At 63.8% G+C, this 23,402-nt stretch carries 19 protein-coding genes, 1 tRNA gene and 1 pseudogene; 5 read left to right on the top strand and 16 right to left on the bottom strand.

What is annotated here, in order from left to right; translation table 11 throughout:
* Positions 1-39: 39 nt before the first annotated feature.
* Entirely contained in the window at positions 40-501 is a 462-nt protein-coding gene (locus P6U30_RS21785; protein WP_407164972.1) for a MarR family winged helix-turn-helix transcriptional regulator, read from the bottom strand.
* A gap of 188 nt (positions 502-689) precedes the next feature.
* Here P6U30_RS21785 and P6U30_RS21790 point away from each other — a divergent pair, with 188 nt between their 5' ends.
* Genes P6U30_RS21790 through P6U30_RS21800 form a run of 3 tightly spaced genes read left to right on the top strand, consistent with a single transcriptional unit; the run spans position 690 to position 5,608 of the window.
* Positions 690-1,859, top strand: coding sequence for an efflux RND transporter periplasmic adaptor subunit (locus P6U30_RS21790; RefSeq protein ID WP_407164973.1), 1,170 nt, complete (start codon positions 690-692; stop codon positions 1,857-1,859).
* Positions 1,856-5,002, top strand: a complete 3,147-nt coding sequence (locus P6U30_RS21795; RefSeq protein ID WP_407164974.1) for a multidrug efflux RND transporter permease subunit — start codon at positions 1,856-1,858, stop codon at positions 5,000-5,002. Before P6U30_RS21790 ends, P6U30_RS21795 begins: the two co-directional genes overlap by 4 nt.
* Before the next feature lie 57 nt (positions 5,003-5,059).
* Complete coding sequence (locus P6U30_RS21800; protein ID WP_407164975.1) at positions 5,060-5,608, top strand: invasion associated locus B family protein; 549 nt, start codon at positions 5,060-5,062, stop codon at positions 5,606-5,608.
* A 32-nt stretch (positions 5,609-5,640) separates the two neighbouring features.
* Here P6U30_RS21800 and P6U30_RS21805 read toward each other — a convergent pair whose 3' ends face one another.
* The 14 genes and pseudogenes from P6U30_RS21805 to P6U30_RS21870 all read right to left on the bottom strand — a co-directional run bounded on the left by P6U30_RS21805 (position 5,641) and on the right by P6U30_RS21870 (position 17,979).
* On the bottom strand, positions 5,641-6,357 hold the full coding sequence (locus P6U30_RS21805; protein WP_407164976.1) for an ABC transporter ATP-binding protein: 717 nt from the start codon (positions 6,355-6,357) through the stop codon (positions 5,641-5,643).
* Positions 6,354-7,124, bottom strand: coding sequence for an ABC transporter ATP-binding protein (locus P6U30_RS21810; protein WP_407164977.1), 771 nt, complete (start codon positions 7,122-7,124; stop codon positions 6,354-6,356). Before P6U30_RS21810 ends, P6U30_RS21805 begins: the two co-directional genes overlap by 4 nt.
* On the bottom strand, positions 7,114-8,097 hold the full coding sequence (locus P6U30_RS21815; RefSeq protein WP_407164978.1) for a branched-chain amino acid ABC transporter permease: 984 nt from the start codon (positions 8,095-8,097) through the stop codon (positions 7,114-7,116). Before P6U30_RS21815 ends, P6U30_RS21810 begins: the two co-directional genes overlap by 11 nt.
* Positions 8,097-8,960 carry a branched-chain amino acid ABC transporter permease gene (locus P6U30_RS21820; RefSeq protein WP_407164979.1) on the bottom strand — a complete coding sequence of 288 codons (864 nt, stop codon included), beginning with the start codon at positions 8,958-8,960 and terminating at the stop codon, positions 8,097-8,099. Before P6U30_RS21820 ends, P6U30_RS21815 begins: the two co-directional genes overlap by 1 nt.
* 497 nt (positions 8,961-9,457) lie before the next feature.
* Positions 9,458-10,711 carry an ABC transporter substrate-binding protein gene (locus tag P6U30_RS21825; RefSeq protein WP_407164980.1) on the bottom strand — a complete coding sequence of 418 codons (1,254 nt, stop codon included), beginning with the start codon at positions 10,709-10,711 and terminating at the stop codon, positions 9,458-9,460.
* A gap of 369 nt (positions 10,712-11,080) precedes the next feature.
* Positions 11,081-11,154 (bottom strand) — tRNA-Gln (locus tag P6U30_RS21830).
* 226 nt (positions 11,155-11,380) lie between these two features.
* On the bottom strand, positions 11,381-11,767 hold the full coding sequence (gene cyoD / locus P6U30_RS21835) for a cytochrome o ubiquinol oxidase subunit IV (protein WP_407164981.1): 387 nt from the start codon (positions 11,765-11,767) through the stop codon (positions 11,381-11,383).
* A complete protein-coding gene (locus tag P6U30_RS21840; RefSeq protein ID WP_407164982.1) occupies positions 11,764-12,405 on the bottom strand; it encodes a cytochrome (ubi)quinol oxidase subunit III in 642 nt (213 codons plus the stop codon). Before P6U30_RS21840 ends, cyoD begins: the two co-directional genes overlap by 4 nt.
* Positions 12,405-14,400: pseudogene (cyoB, locus tag P6U30_RS21845) on the bottom strand (cytochrome o ubiquinol oxidase subunit I). The gene P6U30_RS21840 and the pseudogene cyoB overlap by 1 nt, the downstream one beginning before the upstream one ends.
* The gene (gene cyoA, locus P6U30_RS21850; protein ID WP_407164983.1) at positions 14,400-15,167 is read right to left on the bottom strand and encodes a ubiquinol oxidase subunit II; all 768 of its coding nucleotides are present in this window, start codon (positions 15,165-15,167) and stop codon (positions 14,400-14,402) included. Before cyoA ends, cyoB begins: the two are co-directional and overlap by 1 nt.
* A 169-nt stretch (positions 15,168-15,336) precedes the next feature.
* On the bottom strand, positions 15,337-15,786 hold the full coding sequence (locus tag P6U30_RS21855) for a PPC domain-containing DNA-binding protein (RefSeq protein WP_407164984.1): 450 nt from the start codon (positions 15,784-15,786) through the stop codon (positions 15,337-15,339).
* A 50-nt stretch (positions 15,787-15,836) separates the two neighbouring features.
* Positions 15,837-16,049, bottom strand: coding sequence for a hypothetical protein (locus P6U30_RS21860; protein ID WP_407146875.1), 213 nt, complete (start codon positions 16,047-16,049; stop codon positions 15,837-15,839).
* An 89-nt stretch (positions 16,050-16,138) separates the two neighbouring features.
* Positions 16,139-17,506, bottom strand: coding sequence for a PQQ-dependent sugar dehydrogenase (locus P6U30_RS21865; RefSeq protein WP_407164985.1), 1,368 nt, complete (start codon positions 17,504-17,506; stop codon positions 16,139-16,141).
* Positions 17,506-17,979, bottom strand: coding sequence for a DUF2231 domain-containing protein (locus P6U30_RS21870; RefSeq protein WP_407164986.1), 474 nt, complete (start codon positions 17,977-17,979; stop codon positions 17,506-17,508). Before P6U30_RS21870 ends, P6U30_RS21865 begins: the two co-directional genes overlap by 1 nt.
* A gap of 661 nt (positions 17,980-18,640) precedes the next feature.
* On the opposite strand from P6U30_RS21870, the gene P6U30_RS21875 reads away from it, so the two are divergent.
* The gene (locus P6U30_RS21875; RefSeq protein ID WP_407164987.1) at positions 18,641-19,852 is read left to right on the top strand and encodes an MFS transporter; all 1,212 of its coding nucleotides are present in this window, start codon (positions 18,641-18,643) and stop codon (positions 19,850-19,852) included.
* Between the two features lie 69 nt (positions 19,853-19,921).
* Here the strand turns inward: P6U30_RS21875 and P6U30_RS21880 are convergent, their stop codons facing one another.
* Positions 19,922-22,408 (bottom strand): penicillin-binding protein 1A, encoded by a 2,487-nt coding sequence (locus P6U30_RS21880; protein ID WP_407164988.1) that lies wholly within the window; start codon positions 22,406-22,408, stop codon positions 19,922-19,924.
* A gap of 498 nt (positions 22,409-22,906) precedes the next feature.
* On the opposite strand from P6U30_RS21880, the gene P6U30_RS21885 reads away from it, so the two are divergent.
* Positions 22,907-23,353 carry a hypothetical protein gene (locus P6U30_RS21885; RefSeq protein WP_407164989.1) on the top strand — a complete coding sequence of 149 codons (447 nt, stop codon included), beginning with the start codon at positions 22,907-22,909 and terminating at the stop codon, positions 23,351-23,353.
* Positions 23,354-23,402: the final 49 nt, after the last annotated feature.

Genomic DNA, 23,402 nt, shown 5'->3' on the forward strand with positions numbered 1-23,402 from the left:
CTCGCCACGATCGAGTTGGCCGACGAGCGCGACAACGCGTTATTTCGCGGCGACGGTCTCCAGTCCATCGTCGAGAGCCTTGATGCGATCCTTGACCGAGCGGAGCGTGGCTAGTCCGCTTTCGACATGTGCGTCCGACACGTCACGCAGCACGTCGCTTGCGATCGCATCGCGCAGACTGTCGAGATCGTCCACGAGTTGACGTCCGCGCTTGGTCAAGAACAAGCGATTGGCGCGCCGATCCTTCGGATCTGGCCGTCGTTCGAGCAGGCCGTGCTCAACCAGGCGATCGAGCAGTCGCACCAGCGAGATCGGCTGCAACTCGAGCACGTCGGCAAGATCGACTTGGGACAGTCCCTCCTGCTCGCGCAGACGGAAGAGCACGATCCATTGCGCGCGGGTTGTGCCACGTGCCTTGGCGCGGTGATCGATGTAGTTGCGGAGCAGTCGCGAGCTCTCGACAAGCTGTGCAATAAATTGGCGTTTGAGATCGGTCGACATCGCATTTCCCGGTCGGGACGTTTCCGTTTGTTTCTGACCTAAATCTTTCCAAATGTTTAGGATTCTCAAGTCGTAGTGTGTTTACACATTAAGTGCACGCATATTATATCCGCAAGCTCTGGGAACGGTTTCCATCACCCCCTATTGTTCGTCCGACCCAAGATTGTCCGTCGAAAACAAGAGCGAGCATGTCCAAGTCACGCGCAATTGGTTGGGTTTTGCTGATCGCCGCGATAGGCGGAGCCGGTTACTTTGGCTGGCATAAATATCAGGGCAACAAGCTGGCGGCTGAAGCCGCGCAGAAGCGCGCTGCCACGCGCCCGGCGGTCCCGGTCAAGATCGCACCGGTCGAGAAAGCCGATTTCCCGGTCTACCTGACCGGTCTCGGCACCGTGCAAGCCTTCAACACTGTTCAGGTCCGCACCCGGATCGACGGCCAGATCACCAACATCCACTTCAAGGAAGGCCAGTTCGTCAAGGCGGGCGACACGCTGGTCGACATTGATGCACGGCCGTATCAGGCAGCGCTTGACCAGGCCAAGGCCAAGAAGGCGCAGGACGAAGCCAACCTCGCCAATGCCAATCTGGATCTGCAGCGCTACACCAGGCTCGGCGAATTCGCCACCCGCCAGCAGACCGACACGCAGCGTTCCACGGTCGCTCAGTTGACTGCGCAGATCGCGGCCGACGATGCCGCCATCTTCAACGCGCAGACCCAGGTGGATTACGCAACGGTGAAGTCTCCGATCGACGGCATCGTTGGGCTGCGACTGGTCGATATCGGCAACATCGTCAATGCCGCGACCCAGACCGCGATCGTGTCGATCACGCAGATCGAGCCGATTGCGGTGATTTTCACCGCGCCCGAAGACCAGCTACCCGACATCAAGGCCGCGCTGGCCGAGGCGCCGCCGAAGACGATCGCCCTATCGACCGACGGCAAGCGCCCGTTGTCGACGGGAACACTGGCGCTGATCAACAACCAGGTCGACACCACCAGCGGAACAATCCGGCTGAAGGCGGTGTTCGACAACAAGGACCATGCGCTGTGGCCGGGCCAGTCGGTCTCGACCCGGCTGCTGGTCCGAACCTTGAAAGGCGCAACCGTCGTCCCGGATGACGCAGTGCAACACGGCACCGATGGCCTTTATGCATTTTCGGTGAATCAGGACAACAAGGCCGAGCTCCGCAAGATCAAGGTCAGCCAATCGATCGATGGCAAATCGGTGGTCGACGAAGGCCTGTCGCCGGGCCAGCAGGTGATCGTTGCGGGCCAGTACAAGGTGTCACCGGGGACTCTGGTGACGACCGCGGTGGCCAGCTCGGACCAGGCTCAGTCGAAGGTTAAGGACGAATGAGCGACGGAATTTCCGCACCATTCATTCGCTACCCCATCGGCACCTCGCTGCTGATGGCCGGCATCCTCTTTGTCGGTCTCGTCGCCTATCCGTTGCTGCCGGTGGCGCCGCTGCCGCAGGTCGACTTTCCGACCATCCAGATCACGGCAAGCTTGCCGGGCGCCAGTCCTGAGACGATGGCGACCTCGGTCGCCCAGCCGCTGGAGCGCCAGTTCGCCCAGATCCCGGGCATCGCGCAGATGACCTCGACGAGCTATCTCGGCACCGCGTCGGTCACGATCCAGTTTGACCTCAACCGCAGCATCGACGGCGCCGCCAATGATGTGCAGGGCGCGATCAACGCGGCAAGCGGCCAGTTGCCCAAAACCCTCCCTTCGCCGCCGACCTATCGCAAGGTCAACCCTGCCGACGCGCCGATCATGCTGCTGTCGGCAACCTCAGACACGCTGCCGCTGACCACGGTCAGCGACTCCGTCGACGCCCAGCTTGCCCAGCAGATCAGCCAGATTTCCGGCGTCGCGCAGGTCATCATCGGCGGGCAGCAGAAGCCGTCGGTGCGCGTCCAGATCGATCCCGCCAAGCTGGTCGCAAAAGGGCTGTCGCTGGAAGACGTCCGCACCGCGATCGCAAGCGCGACCGTCGACAGTCCCAAGGGCAATATCGACGGCGTCAGTCGCGCCTACACGATCTATGCCAACGACCAGTTGCTCAAGGCAGACCCCTGGAACGATGTCATTATCGCTTACCGCAACGGCGGGCCGCTGCGGATCCGTGACATCGGTCAGGCGGTCGACGGGCCCGAAGACGCCAAACAGGCGGCCTGGGCGAACGGCAAGCGCGGCGTGTTCCTCGTCATCTTCAAGCAGCCGGGCGCCAACGTCATCGACACCGTCGACAAGATCAAGGAGGCGTTGCCACGCTTGGTCGCGGCGATCCCGCCGGCAATCAAGATCGACGTGATCAGCGACCGCACCACGACGATCCGCGCCGCGGTCGAGGACGTTCAGTTCACCCTGCTCCTGACCATCTTCCTGGTCGTGATGGTGATCTTCATATTCTTGCGCAGCTTCTGGGCGACCGTGATCCCCGCGGTGACGGTGCCGCTTGCCCTGCTCGGCGCCTGCGCGCTGATGTGGATTTTCGGCTACACGCTCGACAACCTGTCACTGATGGCGCTAACGATCGCGGTCGGCTTCGTGGTCGACGACGCCATCGTGATGCTGGAGAACATCAGCCGCTACATCGAGGACGGCGAACGACCGTTGGCCGCCGCCTTCAAGGGGTCGAGCGAGATCGGCTTCACCATCGTCTCGATCAGCGTCTCGCTGGTCGCGGTGCTGATCCCGTTGCTCCTGATGGGCGGCATCATCGGCCGCCTGTTCCGCGAATTCGCGGTCGTGCTGGCGATGACGATCTTCGTTTCGATGTTCGTGTCGCTGACCCTGACCCCGATGATGGCGTCGCGCTTCCTGCGTGCCCACAGCGAGGAGCGGCACGGCCGCTTCTATCAGCTCAGCGAGCGCGGTTTCGTTGCAATGCTGCGCGGCTATGAACGCGGACTCAACCTCGCGCTGCGCTGGAAGTTCACGACGCTCATGGTTTTCTTCGCAACGCTGGCATTGTCGGTCTACCTGTTCGTCATCATCCCGAAAGGCTTCTTCCCGCAGCAGGACGTCGGCCTGATCACGGCGACCTCGGAAGCCAACCAGGACATTTCCTTCGCCGACATGAAGCGCAAGCAGGAGGCGCTCGGCAAGATCATCCTGGAAGATCCCGCCGTGGCGTCGGTCGCGATGGCGATCGGCGGTAGCGGCCGCGCCGGCAACAACGGCAACCTGTTCATCACCCTAAAGCCGCTGAAGGATCGCGACGCCAACGCGCAGCAGATCATCGCTCGCCTGCGGCCGAAGCTTGAGAAGGTCGAGGGCGCCCGGCTGTTCATGCAGGCCGCACAGGATGTCCGCCTCGGCGGGCGGCCGACCCGCACCCAGTTCGAATTCACGCTGCAGGACGCCAACCTCGCCGAGCTGAACGAATGGGCGCCCAAGATCCTGACCAAGATGCAGACGCTGCCCGAGCTGCGCGATGTCGCGACCGACCAGCAGACCAAGGGCACTACGGTCGAGCTGCAGATCAACCGCGACACCGCCTCGCGCTACGGCATCCAGCCGCAACTGATCGACGACACGCTCTATGATGCCTTCGGCCAGCGCCAGGTGACGCAATATTTCACCCAGCTCAACAGCTACCACGTCATCCTCGAGGTGCTGCCAGAGTTGCAGGGCGCGATCGACACGCTGAACAAGATCTACATCAAGTCGCCGCTGACCGGCGACCAGGTGCCGCTGTCGACCTTCGCGAGATGGACCAGCGTGCCGGTGCGGCCGCTCTCGATCAGCCATCAGGGCCAATTCCCGGCGATCACCATCTCGTTCAACCTGGCGCAGGGCGTCGCGCTCGGCCAGGCGACTGAGGCCGTGCAGAGGGCGATGGTCGAGCTCGGCGCGCCGCCGACTCTGAGCTCGAGCTTCCAGGGCACCGCGCAGGCGTTCCAGCAGTCGCTGTCGACCGTGCCGCTGCTGATCCTCGCCGCGCTCGTGGTGGTCTACCTGATCCTCGGCATTCTCTACGAGAGCTACATCCACCCGATCACGATTCTGTCGACGTTGCCGTCGGCCGGTGTCGGCGCGCTGGCAATCCTGATGGCGGCCGGCTTCGACTTCTCGCTGATCGCGTTGATCGGCATCATCCTGCTGATCGGCATCGTGAAGAAGAACGGCATCATGATGGTCGACTTCGCGATCGCCGCCGAGCGCGACGACCATCTGGAGCCGGAAGCGGCGATCCGTCAGGCCGCCCTGCTCCGCTTCCGCCCGATCATGATGACGACGATGGCCGCGCTGCTCGGCGGCGTGCCGCTTATGCTCGGCACCGGCACCGGCTCGGAAATCCGCCAGCCGCTCGGCTATGCCATGGTCGGCGGCCTGATCGTGAGCCAAGCGCTGACGCTGTTCACCACGCCCGTGGTCTATCTCTACCTCGACCGGGTCTCCAACGCCTTCGCGAATTGGGGCCGCTCGCAGCGGCCGGGCGACGACGCCGACGACCGCAGGGACGGATCAGTCAAGGAAGCTGCCGAGTGACTTGACTTTGGGCGTTCACCGGCACATCCGAAAGGCGTTCAGTTCGGAGCTGGTGCCGTGAAGGTTGTCACAAAGTCGCTGTTGGTCGTGCTTACCCTGTTCGGCATTGTCGGCTTTAGCCATGCCCAAACTTCCAAGGGCAAGAATGCGCCGGCCCCGGCTCCCGTCGCACCCCATGCCGACGCCGCCCCTGCAAACAATCCGGGCTGGGTCGCACGCTGCACCAGCGCAAGCCGCGACGCGCCGCTCGAATGCGCGATGGAGCAGACGGCCGTGCTCAGCAAGACCGGCCAGCTCGTCGTGCTGGTCAATATTCGCGTGCCGGGCGACACCCGCACGCCGGTCGCACTGATCCAGCTACCGCTCGGGCTCAACCTGGCGGTCGGCGCCAGGCTGCAGGTCGACGATGGCAAGAGCGCCGACGTGGCGATCCAGACCTGCGAGGCGCGCGGCTGCTACGTCAACACGCCGCTCGCCGCCGACATCCTGGCCGCGCTAAGGTCGGGCAAGCAGCTAAAGATCTCGTTCCAGAACCTCGCCAAGGAAACGATCACCATCCCGATGCCGCTCAACGACTTCGCGGCGGTGTACGACAAGATCAAGTAGGCGGCTGGCGCCTGCGCCAATCCGCATCACGATCATCCGCCGAGATAGGCCTTCTGCACCTGCGGATCGTCGGCGAGCGCGGCGGCCGTCCCCGACAGCACGCTCCTGCCGACCTGCAGCACGGTCGCGAAATCGGAAACTTCAAGCGCCAGCTCGATCGATTGCTCGGCGAGCAGGATGGTCAATCCCTCGCGGTGCAGGCGGCCGAACGTCTCGTACATGGATTCGACCACCGCGGGCGCCAGCCCCAGCGACGGCTCGTCCAGCATCAGCAGCTTCGGATCGCTCATCAGCGCGCGGCCGACCGCCAGCATCTGGCGCTCGCCGCCGGACATGGTGCCGGCGCGCTGGAGGCGGCGCTCCTTCAGCCGCGGAAAGATGTCGTAGACGCGCTCCAGCAGCGTCTTGACGTGGCTCTTGTCGCGCAGCGGGGTTGCGCCGAGCAGCAGATTGTTCTCGACGCTCTGCTGCACGAACAGCCGCCAGCCTTCCGGCGAGAGCGCGAGCCCCCTGCGCACGACCGCGAACGCGCTTTGCCCGGCGAGTTGTTCCCCGGCGAAGCTGATTATTCCGGAATGCACGGGGATGAGACCCGCGATCGCGTTCAGCGTCGTGGTCTTGCCGCCGCCATTGGAGCCGAGCAGCGCGACGACGCTTCCCGCCGGCACCTCGAGCGAAACGTCGGATACGCCGATCAGATCGCCGTAACGCACCTCCAGATGCTCGATCCTGAGCAGCGGACCGGTCATGTCGTAGGCCCGCCCATCAGCTCGATCGGGGTGTGGCCGGCGGCGACCTTGGCGGCGGCGCGGGTGCCGAGATAGGCGGCGATGACGGCCGGATTGGCGGTGACCTCCCGCGGCGTGCCGCGCGCGATCTCCCTACCCTGATGAAATACCATGACGCGGCTCGCCAGCGACATGATCACTTCCATGATGTGCTCGACGATCACGAGCGTGATGCCGGAGCGATGGATGTCGCGGACGAGGTCGATCGCGAGCTGCACCTCGCGCTGGGTCAGCCCCGCCATAGCCTCGTCGAGCAGCAGGATCCTGGGTTCGGTCGCGAGCGCCCTCGCGATCTCGAGCCGCTTGCGGCCGGGCGTGCCGAGCGAGCGCGCCGGCGCATCGGCGAGTCGGTCCATGCCGACCCGCGCCAGCACGGCACGTGCCTTGGTCTCGGCCTCGGCGCGATGGCTGGTGCGCAGGAAGGTGCCGATCATGACGTTCTCGAGCACCGTCATGCCCTCGAAGGTCTGTGGCACCTGGAAGGTGCGCGCGAGCCCGAGCCGCGCCCGCGCCTCCGGCGACATGCTGGTGATGTCGTGACCTTCGACAAACACCTTTCCGGAAGTCAGTGCGAGGTCTCCGGTCAGGCAGTTGAAGAAGGTGGATTTGCCGGCCCCGTTCGGGCCGATCAGGCCGAGGATGTCGCCCTGCTCAAGCGTGACGCTCGCGGCGTTCACCGCCTTGAAGCTGCCGAACGCCTTGGTGATGTCGCGTGCTTCAAGGAGCATTGCTAGCCCCCTTCGTGGAATCGACCTTCGTCCTCTTCGCCCGCAGGCGGTTGACCAGCGCCAGGATGCCACCGGGCTGGAAGCGCGCGATCAGCACGATGATCGCGCCATATACCACGAAGGTCAGGCCGGCGCCCTTGCCGCCGAGCAGGCTGTTGGAGATCTCCTCCAGCGGCACCAGGATCGCTGCACCGACCAGCGGGCCGAACAGGAGGCCCGCGCCGCCGAGCGCGGCCATGATCAGGATCTTCACCGAGATCAACAGCCCGAGCCCGGAGTCCGGGTCGACGAAGCCGAACATCATCGCGTAGAGCGCGCCGGCGACGCTGGTCAGCCCCGCGCTCAGCATATAGGCGTACAGCTTGATACGGCTGGCCGGTGCTCCAAGCGAGCGTGCCGCGCGCTCGGAATCCCTGATCGCGCGGAGATAAAATCCCATCCGGCTGTTCGCCATCCACCAGGTGATCAGGAGCGTGATCGCGAGGACGGCGAGGAACAGATAGTAGTACGGCAGCGCCGAGATGAAGGAGAGGTCGAACACGTTGCGCGGCACGGTTGGGCCGCTCAGACCGACCGCTGCGCCGAGATAGTCGGTGTTGGTGACGATCAGCCGGGCGAGCTCGGCGACCGCGATTGTCGCCATGCTGAAATAATGCCCCGACAGCCGCAGTGTCGGCACGCCGATCACAGCCGCGATCGCCACGCTGGCGACCAGCCCGACGGGGATGCCGACCAGCGGCGACAGCGCATAATGCGCATAGGCTCCCATCGCGGCATAGGCGCCGCAGCCGAAGAACACGGCGTGCCCGACCGAGACCTGGCCGGCATAGCCGCCGATGATATTCCAGGCCGACGCGGCGATCGCATAGAGCAGCACCAGCGCGCCGAGCCGCTGCTGGAACGGCGTCGAGAACACCCAAGGGTAAGCCACGATCAGCACGATCGCGATTGCGAGCCAGAAAGTGCGGCGCATCACGTCTTGCCCATCAGGCCTTGCGGCCTGAACCAGAGGAAGCCGAGGAACAGGGCGTAGACCACCATGTCCTTGTAGACGGCGCCGATCAGATAGCCCGACAGCGATTCGATCACGCCGATCAAAAGGCCCGCGACCAACGCTCCCGGCACGCTGCCGAAGCCGCCGAGCGAAACCGTGACGAAGGCGACGATGCCGAGCGTCTCGCCGACCGTCGGCACGACATAGAAGAAGGTCGCGATCAACGCGCCGGCGAGCCCGGTGGCGCCGGCCGCGATCGCCCAGGCGATCGCCTGCATGCTATCAGGGCGGATACCCATCAACTGCGCCGCCGTCGAATCCTCGGCGACCGCGAGCATCCGCGAACCGAGCGTCGTGCGCGTCAACAGCAGATGCAGCCCGAGCGTCACCAACAGCGCAACGATGCCGGCAAGCAGCCGCGACGCCTCGATGCGGATGCCGAGCACATCGAATGTGCCGCCGACGAGATCTCCGGGCAGCGAGAGGAAATTGGCGCCGAACCACCAGAACACTGAATAACGGAGCAGCAGCGCCAGCCCGAACGTGCCGAGGATCTGCGCGAGCATCGGCCCCTTCATGACGTCTCGGATCAGGCCGAAATAGACGGCGATGCCGAGCGTCGCGAGCAGCAGCGTCGCCAGCGGCGCACCGACGAGCGGGCCGCCGCCGAGCAGCGTGTACACCACATAGGCGACGTACATGCCGAGCATGACGAAATCGCCGTGGGCAAAATTGACCACGTTCATCATGCCCCACACCAGCGTCAGGCCGGAGGAGAACAGCGCGTAGACGGCCCCAAGCAGGAGGCCACCCACGATCACCTGGACAAGAACAATGGACATCGATTAACGCCCGATCAGGTGTGACGTCGCCGTGAAAGCACCTTGCACCTCTCCCCGTCGGGGCAGGGCTATCGCATTTGGGAGAATTTGGGAGGAGAGCGCCCTGTGACCATCCTTCGAGACGGCCGCCTTTGGCGGGCTCCTCAGGATGAGGTTTTGTTTTGCGGCACAATAGTAGACCCTCATGGTGAGGAGCGCCGCTTGCGGCGCGTCTCGAACCACGAGGCCGAGTTCGTGCGCAGCCGCCCAAGGCGACATATGCGATTGCCCTACCCGTCGGGGAGAGGTCGGCGCGCAGCGCCCGGTGAGGGGCCGCGGCTCCAACGAGAGAGCGGCCCCCCTCACCCGCGTCTTCGGCGCGACCTCTCGCGACAGAAGAGGTCGCGCTTCAGCGTGGAGCCAGTTCAATCTCATCTCAAGCGCACCAATGCGTTGATGCCTTCGCCCCATCGACGGCGGCAGGAAGGCCGGAGCCCTGCGCCCCGCCCTCCACCTCATCACCAGCCCTTGAAGGGCATGACCGGCGGCTTCACGGCATTCGCTTTCGGGAACACTGCGACGTAGTTCTCGCCGTCCTGCAACTGGATGATCAGGCCGGAGGCGAGGACGTTCTGGCCCTTGTCGTCGAACTTGACGCCCTTGTATCCGATCATCAGTTGATCCGGCTTCAGGTCGGTCGCTTTCAGCGCGGCCTGGATCTTGGCCGGCTCAGTCGAGCCTGCGCGATCGATCGCATCGGCCAGCACGAAGAAAGCCTGCATCTGGCGCGCCGCGGTGTCGTCGACCTCGTCGCCGCTCTTCTCCTTGTAGAGCTTGGCGATGACCGCGGTCGGCGAGCCGGCAGGGCCGACGCTCCAGGACGATCGGTTGAACACGCCCTGCGAGATCTTGCCGACCGCCTTGATGAAGGACGGATCGGAATAGCCGGAGTCGTCGGCGAGCAGCATCGGCGGCTTGTAGTCCAGTGCCTGCATGGTCTTGGCGAACAGGATCGCATCCGACGTGTAGGAGATCATGATGACGATGTCGGGCTTCTTGTCCTTGAGCTGCAGCACCTGGCTCTGCACATCGGTCGCATTTGTGGTGTAGGCGACATCCTGCGCAATCGGATGCCCCTTCTCCTTGAAGGTTGCGGCGAGCGTGTTGGCGACGGATACGCCGTATTCGGTGGTGTCATGCACCACCGCAATGTTGTCGGTCTTGGCGCCGGCGGCCTTCATCTCGGTGAAGAAGTCGTAGTAAACCTTGGCGAAATCGGTCGCGATCGGCGTGGTGCGGAAGAACCATTTGAAGCCGCGCTCGGTCAGATTGGACGCAACCGACTCGCCGTTGACGAAGGGAATGCCGTACTTCTCGGCGATCGCGCTCGCGGTCAGCGTGATGCCGGATTGATAAGCGCCGGTGAGGGCCACCACCTTCTCTTCGGTGATCAGCCGCAGCGCCTGGTTCTGCCCGGTCGCGGGGCTGCCCTGGTTGTCGGCGAACACCACTTCGAGCTTGGCGCCACCGAGACCGGCGAGCCCGGCATTCTTGGCAAGCGGGAAATTGCCGAGCTCGGGATGCGCATTGTTGATGATGTCGAGCGCGACCTCGATCGCGGCCTTGGCGTGCACGCCGGCGCTGGCGGCATTGCCGCTGAGGGGAAACACCGCGCCGATCTTGACGGTCTTCTGCTGCGCCAGCGCACTGGAAGCCAGACCCATCACGATCGCGGCCGCGGCGAGCGGCCCGACAAGCTTCGACACTCTCATGTGAACGTCTCCGAGATCCCGTGGCCGTGTTGGCGGAAAACGCTCGGGCAAACTGCCGCCGTCTCCCCCATTTTGTTTTTCTTGGTGTGCCAGCATCGCACGGGCCTCAGGAGCCGGCAAGTTAAGGCGCCGCTGGTTGCCATGCCTGCGACTAAAGTCGCTGCAACGGGATGTGGCAGCGGCGATCCTCGCGCGTGACGCGTGGACGCGCTTATGGCCCCGGCCGGCGCATGAAGAGATTGTGGACCGCCGCACCAGCGCCCGGGAATGAAGATGTTTACGGACAGGCTCGGCGACGCCGAGGTACCAAGAACGTCGGTTTGCCGGAGGAGCCGGTCCAGTCAGGTGAATGGGAAAGAATTACTGATCTGGCTGGGGAACCTGGATTCGAACCAAGACAAACAGAGTCAGAGTCTGTTGTGCTACCGTTACACCATTCCCCAAAAATTGCTCAACAGAGTCAATAGCTTAGCTGAATGACCGGGCAATCTTTGCGGCGAGCCGGCTGACAAATCAGCGCCTCGCGCGAGTGGGGTCCTTCTACCCGCTTGGTCCCGGACTTGGCAAGCATTGATGATATCTGATTGGCGTCAAATTGCCTTTCCTTTGGCGTTGGCTGGCGTTGGCGTGTCGGGGCTGCCGTTCCCGGCGCTCGAAGCGAACTGACGGCTACCGCTGCATCTGCATGATCTGATCCATCGGCATCATGTTCTGGTTCAGGTTGGCCATGATCCACAACGATCCGCCGATCACCAGAAAGACGATCAGGACGCCGAACGCCAGTGCCATCACGTTGTTGGTGTTGTCGGGTCCCGTCGTGATGTGCAGGAAGAACACCAGATGCACGCCCATCTGGGCGATTGCCAGCACGACGATCGCCACGGGGATGCTCGGTTGCCACACCAGATCGGTGCCGGCGATGAAGAATGAGGTGACGGTCAGCACGATGGCGAGGCCCAGGCCGACCACGTAGCCGAGGATCCGGGTGCGAACCTGGATTTCGCCTTCATCGCCCGGTGCGACGTCGATCGTGTGATGTTCCAGAAGATCGCTCATTGTCCTGCTCCAAGCAGATAGACCACCGAAAACAGCGCCACCCAGATGATGTCGAGCGCGTGCCAGAACAGAGCGAAGCACATGATGCGGCGCTGGATGTCGGCACGAAATCCCTTGGCCGTGACTTGCGCCATCATCGTCAGCAGCCAGAGCACGCCGGCCGACACATGCAGGCCGTGACAGCCCACCAGACTGAAGAAGGCGGTCAGGAAGGCACTCCGCGTCGGACCGGCTCCGCGCGCGACGAGGCTGGCAAATTCCCGCGCCTCGAGCGAAAGGAATGCCAGCCCGAGCGCGCAGGTCAGCGCCATCGCCAACTGATAGAGCGTCTTCTCCCGCACATCGGCGGCGATGGTGGCGAGCCCGCAGGTGAAGCTCGACAACAACAGGCACCCCGTCTCGGCCGCGACTGAGCGAAGATCGAATAGTTCGGCTCCCTTTGGTCCTCCCGCGGTCTGCCCTGATAGCACCGCATAGCTTGCGAAGAAGCACGAGAACATCACGATGTCGCTGAGCAGGAATATCCAGAAGCCATAGCCGGTCACGATCCGCTTGGACGCGGGCCCGGCATGCTCGGCGGTGGCGCCGAGGCCACCCAAGTGATGCGGATCGGCGTGTGCGGTGGCGACCGTTGCCATCAGACCGCTCCGCTCATCAAGGCGCGGCGCTCGGCGCGATTGGCCTGGTCGATCCGCGCCACCTCGGCCGCCGGGATCACGTACTCATCGTGGTCGCGCCAGGCGAACACCACGAACGTCGCGAACGCGCCGATCGCGCCGGTGGCGACCATCCACCAGATGTGCCAGATCAGTGCGAACCCCATGACAGTGGCGAAGAATGCGCAGACGAACCCGGTCGGCGAGTTGCGCGGCATCTCGATATCCTGGTAGTCGGGCTTCTGATCGCCCATCCCCTGCAGCTTCGCGCGCTCCTTCATCGCCCAATAGGCGTCCTCCCCGCGCACATCGGGCGCAATGGCGAAATTGAACACCGGCGGCGGCGAGGCCGTCGCCCATTCGAGCGACCGGCCGTCCCAGGGATCGCCGGTGCGATCGCGCAGCTCGGCGCGACAGCGAATGCTGACCACGAGCTGCAGGATCTGACACACGACGCCGATGAGAATGATGATGGCGCCGACCGATGCGACCATCAGCCACGGACGCCACTCCGGGACATCGTAGTGCTGCATGCGCCGCGTCATGCCGAGCAGGCCGAGCACATAGAGCGGCATGAACGCCACGTAGAATCCGATCAGCCAGCACCAGAACGCCGCCTTCCCGAGCCCCTCGTGCAGGCGAAAGCCGAACGCCTTCGGAAACCAGTAGGTGTAGCCGGCGAACGCGCCGAACAGCACGCCGCCGATGATGACGTTGTGGAAGTGCGCGACCAGGAAAGAGGCTGTTGTGCAGCACGAAATCGGCCGGCGGCACCGCGACCAGGACGCCGGTAAGGCCACCGATCAGGAACGTGACCATGAATCCGATCGCCCACAGCATCGGCGACGTAAAGCGGACCCGCCCGAGGAACATGGTGAACAGCCAGTTATAGATCTTCACGCCGGTCGGCACCGCGATGATCATGCTGGCGATGCCGAAGATCGCGTTGACGTTCGGCCCGGCCCCCATCGTGAAGAAATGGTGCAGCCACACCATGAACGAGATGACGCAAATCGCCATGGTCGCGAGCACCATCGAGCGGTAGCCGAACAGCGGCTTGCCGGAGAACGTCGACACGACCTCCGAATAGATCCCGAACGCCGGCAGGACGAGGATGTAGACCTCTGGATGTCCCCATGCCCAGATCAGGTTCATGAACATCATGACGTTGCCGCCGGCCTCGTTGGTGAAGAAATGGAAGCCGAAGTAGCGGTCGAGGATCAGCATCGCCAGCGTGGCGGTAAGGATCGGGAATGCCGCGACGATCAGGAGATTTGACGCCAGCGTGGTCCAGCAGAACATCGGCATCCGCAGATAGTTCATGCCCCGGGTGCGCAGCTTCAACACCGTGGTGACGAGGTTGATGCCGGCAACCAGCGTGCCGATGCCCGAGATCTGCAGCGACCAGAGATAGTAGTCGACGCCCACGCCCGGCGAATAGGTCAGCTCCGACAGCGGTGGATAAGGCAGCCATCCGGTTCGTGCGAACTCGCCGACGACCAGCGAGATATTGACGAGGAGTGCCCCGGTCGCCGTCAACCAGAAGCCCACCGAATTGAGCGTGGGAAACGCGACGTCGCGCACGCCGAGTTGCAGCGGGACGACGAGGTTCATCAACCCGATCACGAACGGCATCGCGACGAAGAAGATCATGATCGTGCCGTGCGCCGAGAAGATCTGGTTATAGTGCTCCGGCGGCAGATAGCCCTGCGACTGAAACGCGATCGCCTGCTGCCCCCGCATCATCAGCGCGTCGGAAAAGCCGCGCAGCAACATCACCAGAGCGAGCAAGGTGTACATCACGCCGATCCGCTTGTGATCGACGCTGGTGATCCACTCCCGCCAGAGATACGGCAGGTGACCCGCGAGCACGATCCAGACGAGCACCGCAAGGATGATGAACACGACCACGCCCGAGGCCACCATGGGAATCGGCTGGTCGATCGGGATCGCCGACCAGCTCAGCTTGCCGAACATCAGTGACTCCGTGGCGAGACTTCGGCCTCCCGATCCAACGATGGACCGGGCCCTGCCGGGATATGCTGGGTCGCCACCGCCTGGAACAGCAGCGGGTCATCCAGCCGATAAGTGCGCTTCGCATCGTCCACCGATTGACGTGCGAGTTTGACGTAGCTCTCCGCGTTCATCGCTTCGCTGCTCTTGGCCGCTCGCGCCACCCAGTCGGTAAACCCCATCTGCGAGACGACATGCACGTCGAACATCATGTCGGGAAAGCCGTCGCCGCTGAAATGCGCCGACAACCCTTGATAGGTGCCCTCGTTGTCAGCGCGCAGTTGCAGACGCGTCACCATCCCGTTCATCGTGTAGATCATGCTGCCGAGCTGCGGGATGAAGAACGCGTTCATCACGCTCGACGATGTCAATTCGAATTGGAGCGGCGACCCGATCGGGACAGTCAGCGTGTTGACACTGGCGACCCGCTGATCGGGATAGATGAACAGCCACTTCCAATCGAGCGAGACGACCTGGATCCTGATCGGCGGCCCTGTCCCCTCGACGGGACGCGCCGGATCGAGTTGATGCGAGCCGATCCAGGCGACGCCGCCGAGCAGGATGATCGTGAGTGCGGGAATTGCCCAGACCACCAACTCCACGCGGCCGGAATAGGCCCAATCCGGTCGATACTCGGCGCGAGGATTGGAGGCGCGGTACCAGTAGGCGAATCCGAGGATGGCTGCGATCGTGGGCACGATGATCGCGAGCATGATGGCAACGGAATCCACCAGGATTGTCCGCTCCGCCGCGGCAATGGGGCCTTGGGGATCCAGGATATTCATTGCGGGGTTGACCCTGCCCGGAACGCTTTCAGGGCGATCAACGAAACCGGAACCAAACGGTTCCCGAAAAATTGAGAACCCGTTGGGCGAACGTCCCCCGGCAGCCTAGGGTCGCCTAGCCCCCTGCTCCAAGATCGATCAGCGCGATCCCCAATTCTGGCCGCTTGGTACGCCTCAACGGGGCCGGCGTTTCCGTCATCACGACCTCGAGCGTCGGGCGGACCGTCGCGGCGAGAAGGTGCCCGCCCCGGGTCGTACCATCGGCCAGCCCCAGGACGACATGTATATGCAGACTTGGCCGGCCGTCGTCGGCCAGTGCGACATCGCCGATCGCGCTCAAGACCTCACACTGCTCACGCACCTCGATCTTCTTGTACGTCTTGCGCTCGAGATCAAACCATCCGACCGTCGCCTTCTCGAACGCGCCGATCGCAGTCAGTGACGCGGCCGGTATCGCCAGCTTTCTTGCGACGTCCGTGAGCGCTGCAAACGCCTCTTCACCGGAATCGAGAATCACGACGTGAATCCGATGTCCGGCCTCGTCGGCCACGAGCTTCGTTTTCATCAATGCACCTCTGCCTGATCACGTTGGCGAACGCTAATGCCTATGGCGCCCTATGGCGCCGGCTGGCCCAAAGCGGCTTCGCCCTCCTGCCTTGCGGGGACGCTGACGTGGACCTCATGACCTTCCCGGATCGCCAACGACGCCGCGGTCGCGGCCGCTTCGAACGCCGCCTCCTTGGTGGCGTATCCGCCGTTCAGATTGCCGTCGTGCAGGACGCCCCATTCGTTGTGAACCGGAACCACCGCGTACTGAGCCAATCCCATGATCCTCTCCTCATGCGTATCAATTCAACCAGGCTACATCTCAGGCTGCGCGCTCGCGGTCGCGCCGGCCGCCCTGGTTCTGGTCTGGCCTAGCGCAAGCTCGCATTCGTCGGCTGACGGTTCGAGCCGGTGACGCGCCACACGGTGTTGCCGACGTCATCCGCGATCAGAAGACCGCCCGATTTGTCGATCGCCAGGCCAACGGGACGGCCGCGTGATTTTTCGTCCTTGTTCAGAAAACCAGTCACGACATCCTGTGCGGGGCCATTGGGGTGGCCGTCGGCGAATGGGATGAACACGACCTTGTAGCCGTTGAGCTCCGGCCTATTCCAACTACCGTGCTCGCCGACGAAAGCGCCGCCGCGGTAACGCTCCGGAAGCGCGTCGCCGTTGTAGAACGCGAGGCCCAGCGGCGCGACGTGCGAGCTCAGCGCGTAATCGGGCACGATCGCCTTCGCGACGAGATCGGGCCGCTGCGGCTGCACGCGTGGATCGACATGCTGGCCGAAGTAGCTGTAGGGCCAGCCGTAGAAGGCGCCGTCCTTGACCGACGTCAGATAGTCCGGGACGAGGTTGGGTCCGATCTCGTCGCGTTCGTTCACGACGGTCCACAGCGCGTGACTTTGCGGCTCGAAGGTCAACCCGTTCGGATTGCGCAGTCCGCTTGCGAAGATTCGCCAGCGCCCGGTCGCACGATCGACCTCCAGGATCGCGGCGCGGTTCTTCTCCGCCTCGATACCGTTCTCGGTAATGTTGCTGTTCGAGCCGACGCCGACATAGAGCAACGAGCCGTCCGGGCTTGCCACCAGACTCTTGGTCCAATGGTGATCGATCGGCCCTCCGGGCAGCGGCGTCAGGGTCTGTCCTGGGGCCGTGATCTTCGTGTCCCCGGTTTGATAGGGATAGCGCACGATCGCATCGGTGTTGGCGACGTACAGATCGTTGCCCACCAACGCGACGCCGAACGGCGACTTGAGGTGATCGAGGAAAACGCTCTGCACCTCGGGCTTGCCGTCGCCATTCGCGCCGCGCAGCAGCGTGATGCGATTGCTCTCTCCGGTATCACCACCCGACGTCGCCCATGACTCCACCCATTTCATGATGAAGTCCTTCGGACGCTTGATCGGCTCAGTGCCCGGCGCCTTCGATTCGACGACGAGAATGTCTCCGTTGGGCAGCACATAGAGCGATCGCGGATGCTGCAGGCCGGTGGCAAGCGCGTTGATCTGGAGACCGTCGGGCACTGCCGGCTTCTCGCCTTGCTGCCATCCCACGACCGGCGCGATGTGCATCGGCGGGATCAGGTACTGTTGCAGCGCCGGCAAATCGGGCTTCGCACCGATCTGGGTCTTCGGATCAGGCGCGGATTCACCGCACCCTGCAAGGCATAAGACGGCCGAGAGCACCACAGCGAGCCGGATGCGGCTGATCTCGATCGGGCTGTTGATCACAGGCATCAATCCGCAACTCCCACGTGACGGCGATAGACCATTTCCCACCCCATCCATCCCGTGAACAGCATCACGAGCACGGTGAGCGCGGACAGCACCAGTCCGACAGGAACGACCGAAGTCCAGGCATCGCGGCTGTGAATGAACGAGTTGAACAAGGCGAGCAGCAGCACCACCACGTTGCCGGCCATGTGCAGCCAGGCCGGTGCCAACTCGCGGATGCGGCGACTGGCGAGGAAATCAATCAGGCCGGCGATCGCCGCAAGCACGCCAAGGACTACGCCGGCAAATAGCAGCCACGCCGAGAAATCGGCCCACATCATCTGGGCGGTTTGCCAATAGGCGATGTCGCTGATCAGCGCGCCGACGAAGCACACGATCGGAAACGGCACCAACATCGGATGGATGGGGTGCATGGCAATCCGCGCCGTCGAGTCCGGATTTGACGTGCGGCTGCCGGCTTGCGCTGCCTGTGACATTCCGAGCCTCCGAGATGAGCCACCAACGGCTCGCCTGAGGCGATGTTCCTAACGGGCGCCGGTAGTCCCCCCGGAACAACAGGAACGAAGGCGCCACAACAACGTCGACCTGTGGTCGTGATCACAGCGCAAGAGGCCTACCATGGTCCGCGAAGGTCCCGCTGAACCGCCACCCCCTCCCGCCGCAGAAACCACGGAAGCCAGGCAGACGCGCCCGTATGGGCTGCTGGCCACATCGCTGATCATCGTGGTGGTCATCATCGTTGTTGCATATATTGTATTGAGATAGGTGACGATTGCCGCTTGCTGCCTTCCGGCAGTGCCGCGCCGACCCCGGCCTCGTGCGGAGCCCCCTGCATTCCTGGTCCTCGACCGTTTCGGCAGATCCCGCCAATGTCATGCAGAGGTCATTTAACCCTGCTGCGGTTCGAGAACATCGCTCCGGTGCGGCCGTCGTATTGGGAACAGCATAACGGTCGAGAAGCGACGTTGCGCCTCGAACCTGCGTGCTGCGTCAAACGCACCGTTGATCGGGACTCAAGTCTTGATCGAACCCAAGCCTGCCTTGTCGCGTTTGTTCCTGTGCACCGCACCGACATGCCGCTTCGCAATAGGCGCGCACCAGGGGAGTTCCGCTCGAGATCGACGGGCGCGTCAGACGATGACTGGCCGAAAAACCAAAACACTTGCCATGACGGGGCCGCTGTGGGCGCTGCTCGCATTGAATTTCTTCATGGCCGATATGCAGTCCGGGATCGGACCGTTCGTCGGGGTCTTCCTGCAGGGTCACGGCTGGACCAGCGGGCTGATCGGAACGGCGCTTACGATCGGGAGCGTCGCGGGGATGCTGATCACCACGCCGATCGGCGGCTTCATCGATACGACCAATCACAAGCGCGCGTGGGTCATCGTTCCCGGTGTCGCCGTCGTCGTCTCATCGGCCATCATCCTGGTGTCGCAGACGTTCTGGGCGGTCGCGCTGTCCCAGATCGCAACCTCGGTCGCGGGCGCCGCAATCGTCCCGGCAGTGACCGGCATCACGCTCGGCATGGTCAAGCAACGCGGCTTCAACCGGCAGAACGGCCGCAACCAGGCCTTCAACCACGCAGGAAACATGCTGGGCGCGGCAGCCTCAGGCTATCTCGGCTGGCAGTACGGGTATGTCGCGGTGTTCCTGCTCGCAGCAGCGTTCGGCGTGCTGACGATCGTAAGCGTGATGTTGATACCGGCCGATGCCATCGATCATCACGCCGCACGCGGCAAGGAAGACGACCCGGAAAGCGCGCCGCACCGATTCCGCGTTCTCGCCAGGCACAAGCCGCTGCTGGTGCTTGCCGTCGCGCTCGCGATCTTCCATCTCGGTAACGCCGCCATCGTTCCATTGTACGGATTGGCCGCGGTCGAGGCCGGTATCACGAATGGAGCCGGCGTGGTGGCGACCACGATCGTGGTGGCGCAGGGCGTGATGGTGATCATGTCCGTCGTCGGCATGCATGCCGCCGAACGCCGCAATTTCTGGCCGGTCCTGCTTGCGTCGTTTCTGGCCCTGCCCGCGCGCGGCGTACTGGCGTATTTCCTGTCGGGCTGGTGGGGCGTGTTTCCGGTGCAAATCCTGGATGGCATCGGCGCGGGTCTGCAAAGCGTGGCCGTCCCCGGTATCGTGGCGCGCACGCTCAACGGCACCGGGCGCGTGAACCTCGGCCAGGGGGCGGTCATCACTGTGCAAGGAGTCGGCGCCTCACTGAGCCCTGCGCTTGGCGGCTGGATCGCCCAATGGGTCGGCTACCAGCTCGCATTCCTCTGCCTCGCCGGATTCGGCCTGCTCTCGGTCGCGCTGTGGATTTCGCTTCGAAGCGTCGTGAAGCACTATTGAGGACGTCCGCGCGCAACCGGACACAATATCGCGCGCTATCGTGACCCGCGAAGCGGATCTCTCAACGCCTCAGTACAGCCCGCCTGTCCCCGACCGCACGATCGCGCGATCGGCATCAGGTGAAATTCCGGCCTGGGTGCCGTCGATCACATCGGTGCCCGGCACGGTGTCATAGATCGGTGGCGCCTGGCCCGGCTTGAAGGCTTCGAGCAGCGTGCCGCTGGTCTCGCCGGGACCCGCGCGCGCACCGGTCTTGGCCACGACCCGAACCAGCCGGATGCCGGGTGGGATCTTGAACGGAACGGGCGGCTTGTCGGCCAGCGCGAGCTTCATGAAGTCGCGTGCGATCGGCGCTGCGGTGTGACCGGCTTGCGCGCTCCGGCCGAGCGAGCGCGGCTTGTCATAGCCGACATAGAGACCGACCACGAGGTCCGGTGAGAAGCCGACGAACCAAAGGTCCTTGGCCTCGTTGGAGGTGCCGGTCTTGCCGGCGATCGGCTTGCCGACCTCCTTCAGCGCTGTGCCGGTACCGGCCTGCACCACGCCTTCCATCAGCGATGTGATCTGGTAGGCGGTCATGGCGTCGAGCACCTGTTCGCGGTGGTCGATCAGTTGCGGTTCGGGCTGGTTCTTCCATCCTTCCGGTGCATCGCAGCCAATGCAGTCGCGCTGGTCGTGCTTGAAGATGGTGTGGCCGTAGCGATCCTGGATGCGATCGATCAGGGTCGGCTTCACCCGGCGGCCGCCATTGTCGATCATCGAATACGCCGTCACCATGCGCATGACCGTGGTCTCGCCGGCGCCGAGCGCGTAAGAGAGATAGTTCGGCAGCTCGTCATAGACGCCGAAGCGCTTGGCGTACTCGCCGATCAGCGGCATGCCGATCTCCTGCGCGAGCCGCACCGTCACGGTATTGCGCGACAGCCGCAGCGCATTCCGCAAGGTCATCGGCCCCATATACCTGCCGACATCGAAGTTTTCCGGCCGCCAGACGTTGCCCTGCCCCTGGTCGATCTCGATCGGCGCGTCAACCAGGACGCTCGATCCCGTGTAACCATTGTCGAGCGCCGACGAATAGACGATCGGTTTGAACGTCGATCCGGGCTGCCGATAGGCCTGCGTCGCGCGGTTGAACTGGCTCTGGTCGAACGAGAAGCCGCCGACCATCGCGAGCACACGGCCGGTCCGCGGATCCATCGCCACCATCGCGCCAGAAATCTCGGGGATCTGGCGCAGGCGGTACTGTCCTTCGACGAGATGTCCGTCCTTGTAGAGCGGGTCGGCGTAGATCACGTCGCCGGGCTGCAGCACCTGCGCGACCGAGGTCGGTGTCTTGCCCTTCAGCGACCCCGAGGCCGCCCTCGCCCATCTCACGCCGTCGAGCGAGACAAGTCCGGTCTCGCGCTGCTTGCTGATGGCGCCGCCGAGCTCGCGCCCCGGCTGGAAGCCGATCCGCGCCGACTGCGGGCTGGTCTCCAGCACCACCGCCATCCGCCACGGCGAGATGTCCGAGAGTGACTTGATGTCCGCGAGACGCACGCCCCAGTCGCCGGAGATGTCGAGCTTTTGAATCGCGCCGCGATAGCCCTGCTGCTCGTCATAGTTCACGAGCCCCGCCACCATGGTCTTGCGCGCCATCACCTGGATCTTGGGATCCAGCGTGGTGCGCACCGACAGGCCGCCCTCATAGAGTTTCTTCTCGCCGTAGCGCTCGAAGATGTCGCGGCGGACTTCTTCCGAGAAATACTCGCCGGCGAAGGTATGCGCGCCGCTGGCGCGGTTGGTGACGACCAGCGGCTCCTTGCGCGCCTTGTCGGCGTCGGCCGCAGTGATCCAGCCGTTCTCCTGCAGGCGGTCGATCACATAGTTGCGCCGCTCGACGGCGCGCGCGTGGTTACGCACCGGATGCAGGCTGGCCGGCATCTTCGGCAGCGCCGCCAGATACGCGGCTTCCGCGATGGTGAGCTCCTTCACCGACTTGTCGAAATAGACCAGCGAGGCGGCCGCGATGCCGTAGGCGCCGAGGCCGAGATAGATTTCGTTGAGATAGAGCTCGAGGATCTTGTCCTTGGAATAAGCCTTCTCGATCCGCATCGCGAGCAAGGCTTCCTTGATCTTGCGGGAGAACGACACCTCGTTGGTCAGCAGGAAGTTCTTGGCGACCTGCTGGGTGATCGTGGAGGCGCCCTGAGGACGACGGTTGGAACCGTAGTTCTGGATATAGGCGAGGCCAGCGCGCGCCATGCCGGTATAATCGACGCCGCCGTGCTCGTAGAAATTCTTGTCTTCTGCGGCGAGGAAGCTGTTGATCACGAGCTTCGGCACCGCCTGGATCGGGAGATAAAGCCTGCGCTCCCTGGCGTATTCGGCGAGCAGCGAGCCATCGGCTGCGTGCACGCGCGTCATCACCGGCGGCTCATAGTTCTGAAGCTGCGTGTAGTCGGGCAGATCCTTGGAAAAATGCCAGAACAGCCCCGCGACCGCGGCCAGGCCAGCCAGAAACAGGATCGATCCTGCAGTGAACAGAAATCCAAAGAACCGAAACAGCAATCTCATCGACGAAGTCCCGTGGCGAATACGCGGCTCATTCTGAGCCCGCTGCCGGCCACACAGGCGGTCGGTATATCGGTCGCTCCGGATACCTGCAATTCGATGCGGGAGAATAATAGCGGGTCAGCCGCCAAACTTATGCCATAGAGCCGGGGTCGCACTCCCGGCCAAATCAGCGAGCGGCCGAGCAGCCGCGCTCGGTGGGCCGAACCGAGCGATCCGTCGCACTCGGCGCGCCCTGTCCCCTCGTCGATTGAACCGGTCAATTCGGCTGTCGTCACATTCCGGTCGTCATCGCGCCGATCACATGCGCGCGACGTCGCCGATTCGCTCCGCCCACAGCCCCTTCCCGTGCGTTGCTGGGCCCGTTGTGGAACCGGATTCGCGCCCGCGCCAGCTCCGGCAACTGCACCATTGAGGCTTCGGACTCCAACGGCACAACCAGAAATCGGCCACGATTAGCCATTCATTAACCATATCGGCCACATCGTGTCATGGCCCATCATGACTCGGCTGACCATCATGGCACTGCGCGGCTTCAGAAAGCCATTTGCAACCGGCGAAAACATTCTCGACCTTCCGAAGCCGTCCGCCCCCGATGTGGGTGCCGAGGCCCTCGACCTCGTCCATCAGGCGGCGGACCTGTTTCGCAGCATCGAGGACCGGGCTCGTGCCACCGAGACACGCGCCGAGGCCGCCGAGCGGGCTCAGCTCGAGATCATCAGCGCGACCGAACGCAAGCTGAGAGAGGCATCCCGGGCGCTCGACGAAGCGCAAAAGCGCATCGAAGTCCAGCAGAGGCAATTGGAGGCGATCGAGCTTCGTGCCCAGGCCGCCGAGGCCGAGGCACGCGAAGCCCGCCAGACCCTGGCATTGGTCGAGGATGCGATTCGCCGGCGGCTCCTCCTCACCGCTGAGCCTGCGGACAACAGGTCATCGGCGGTCGCCTGAGGCCCGGCCGATTCCGCGAGCGACTTAGCCTGCCCTCATCGCAACGACA

Source organism: Bradyrhizobium sp. ORS 111 (assembly GCF_045571485.1).
Classification (GTDB): Bacteria; Pseudomonadota; Alphaproteobacteria; order Rhizobiales; family Xanthobacteraceae; genus Bradyrhizobium.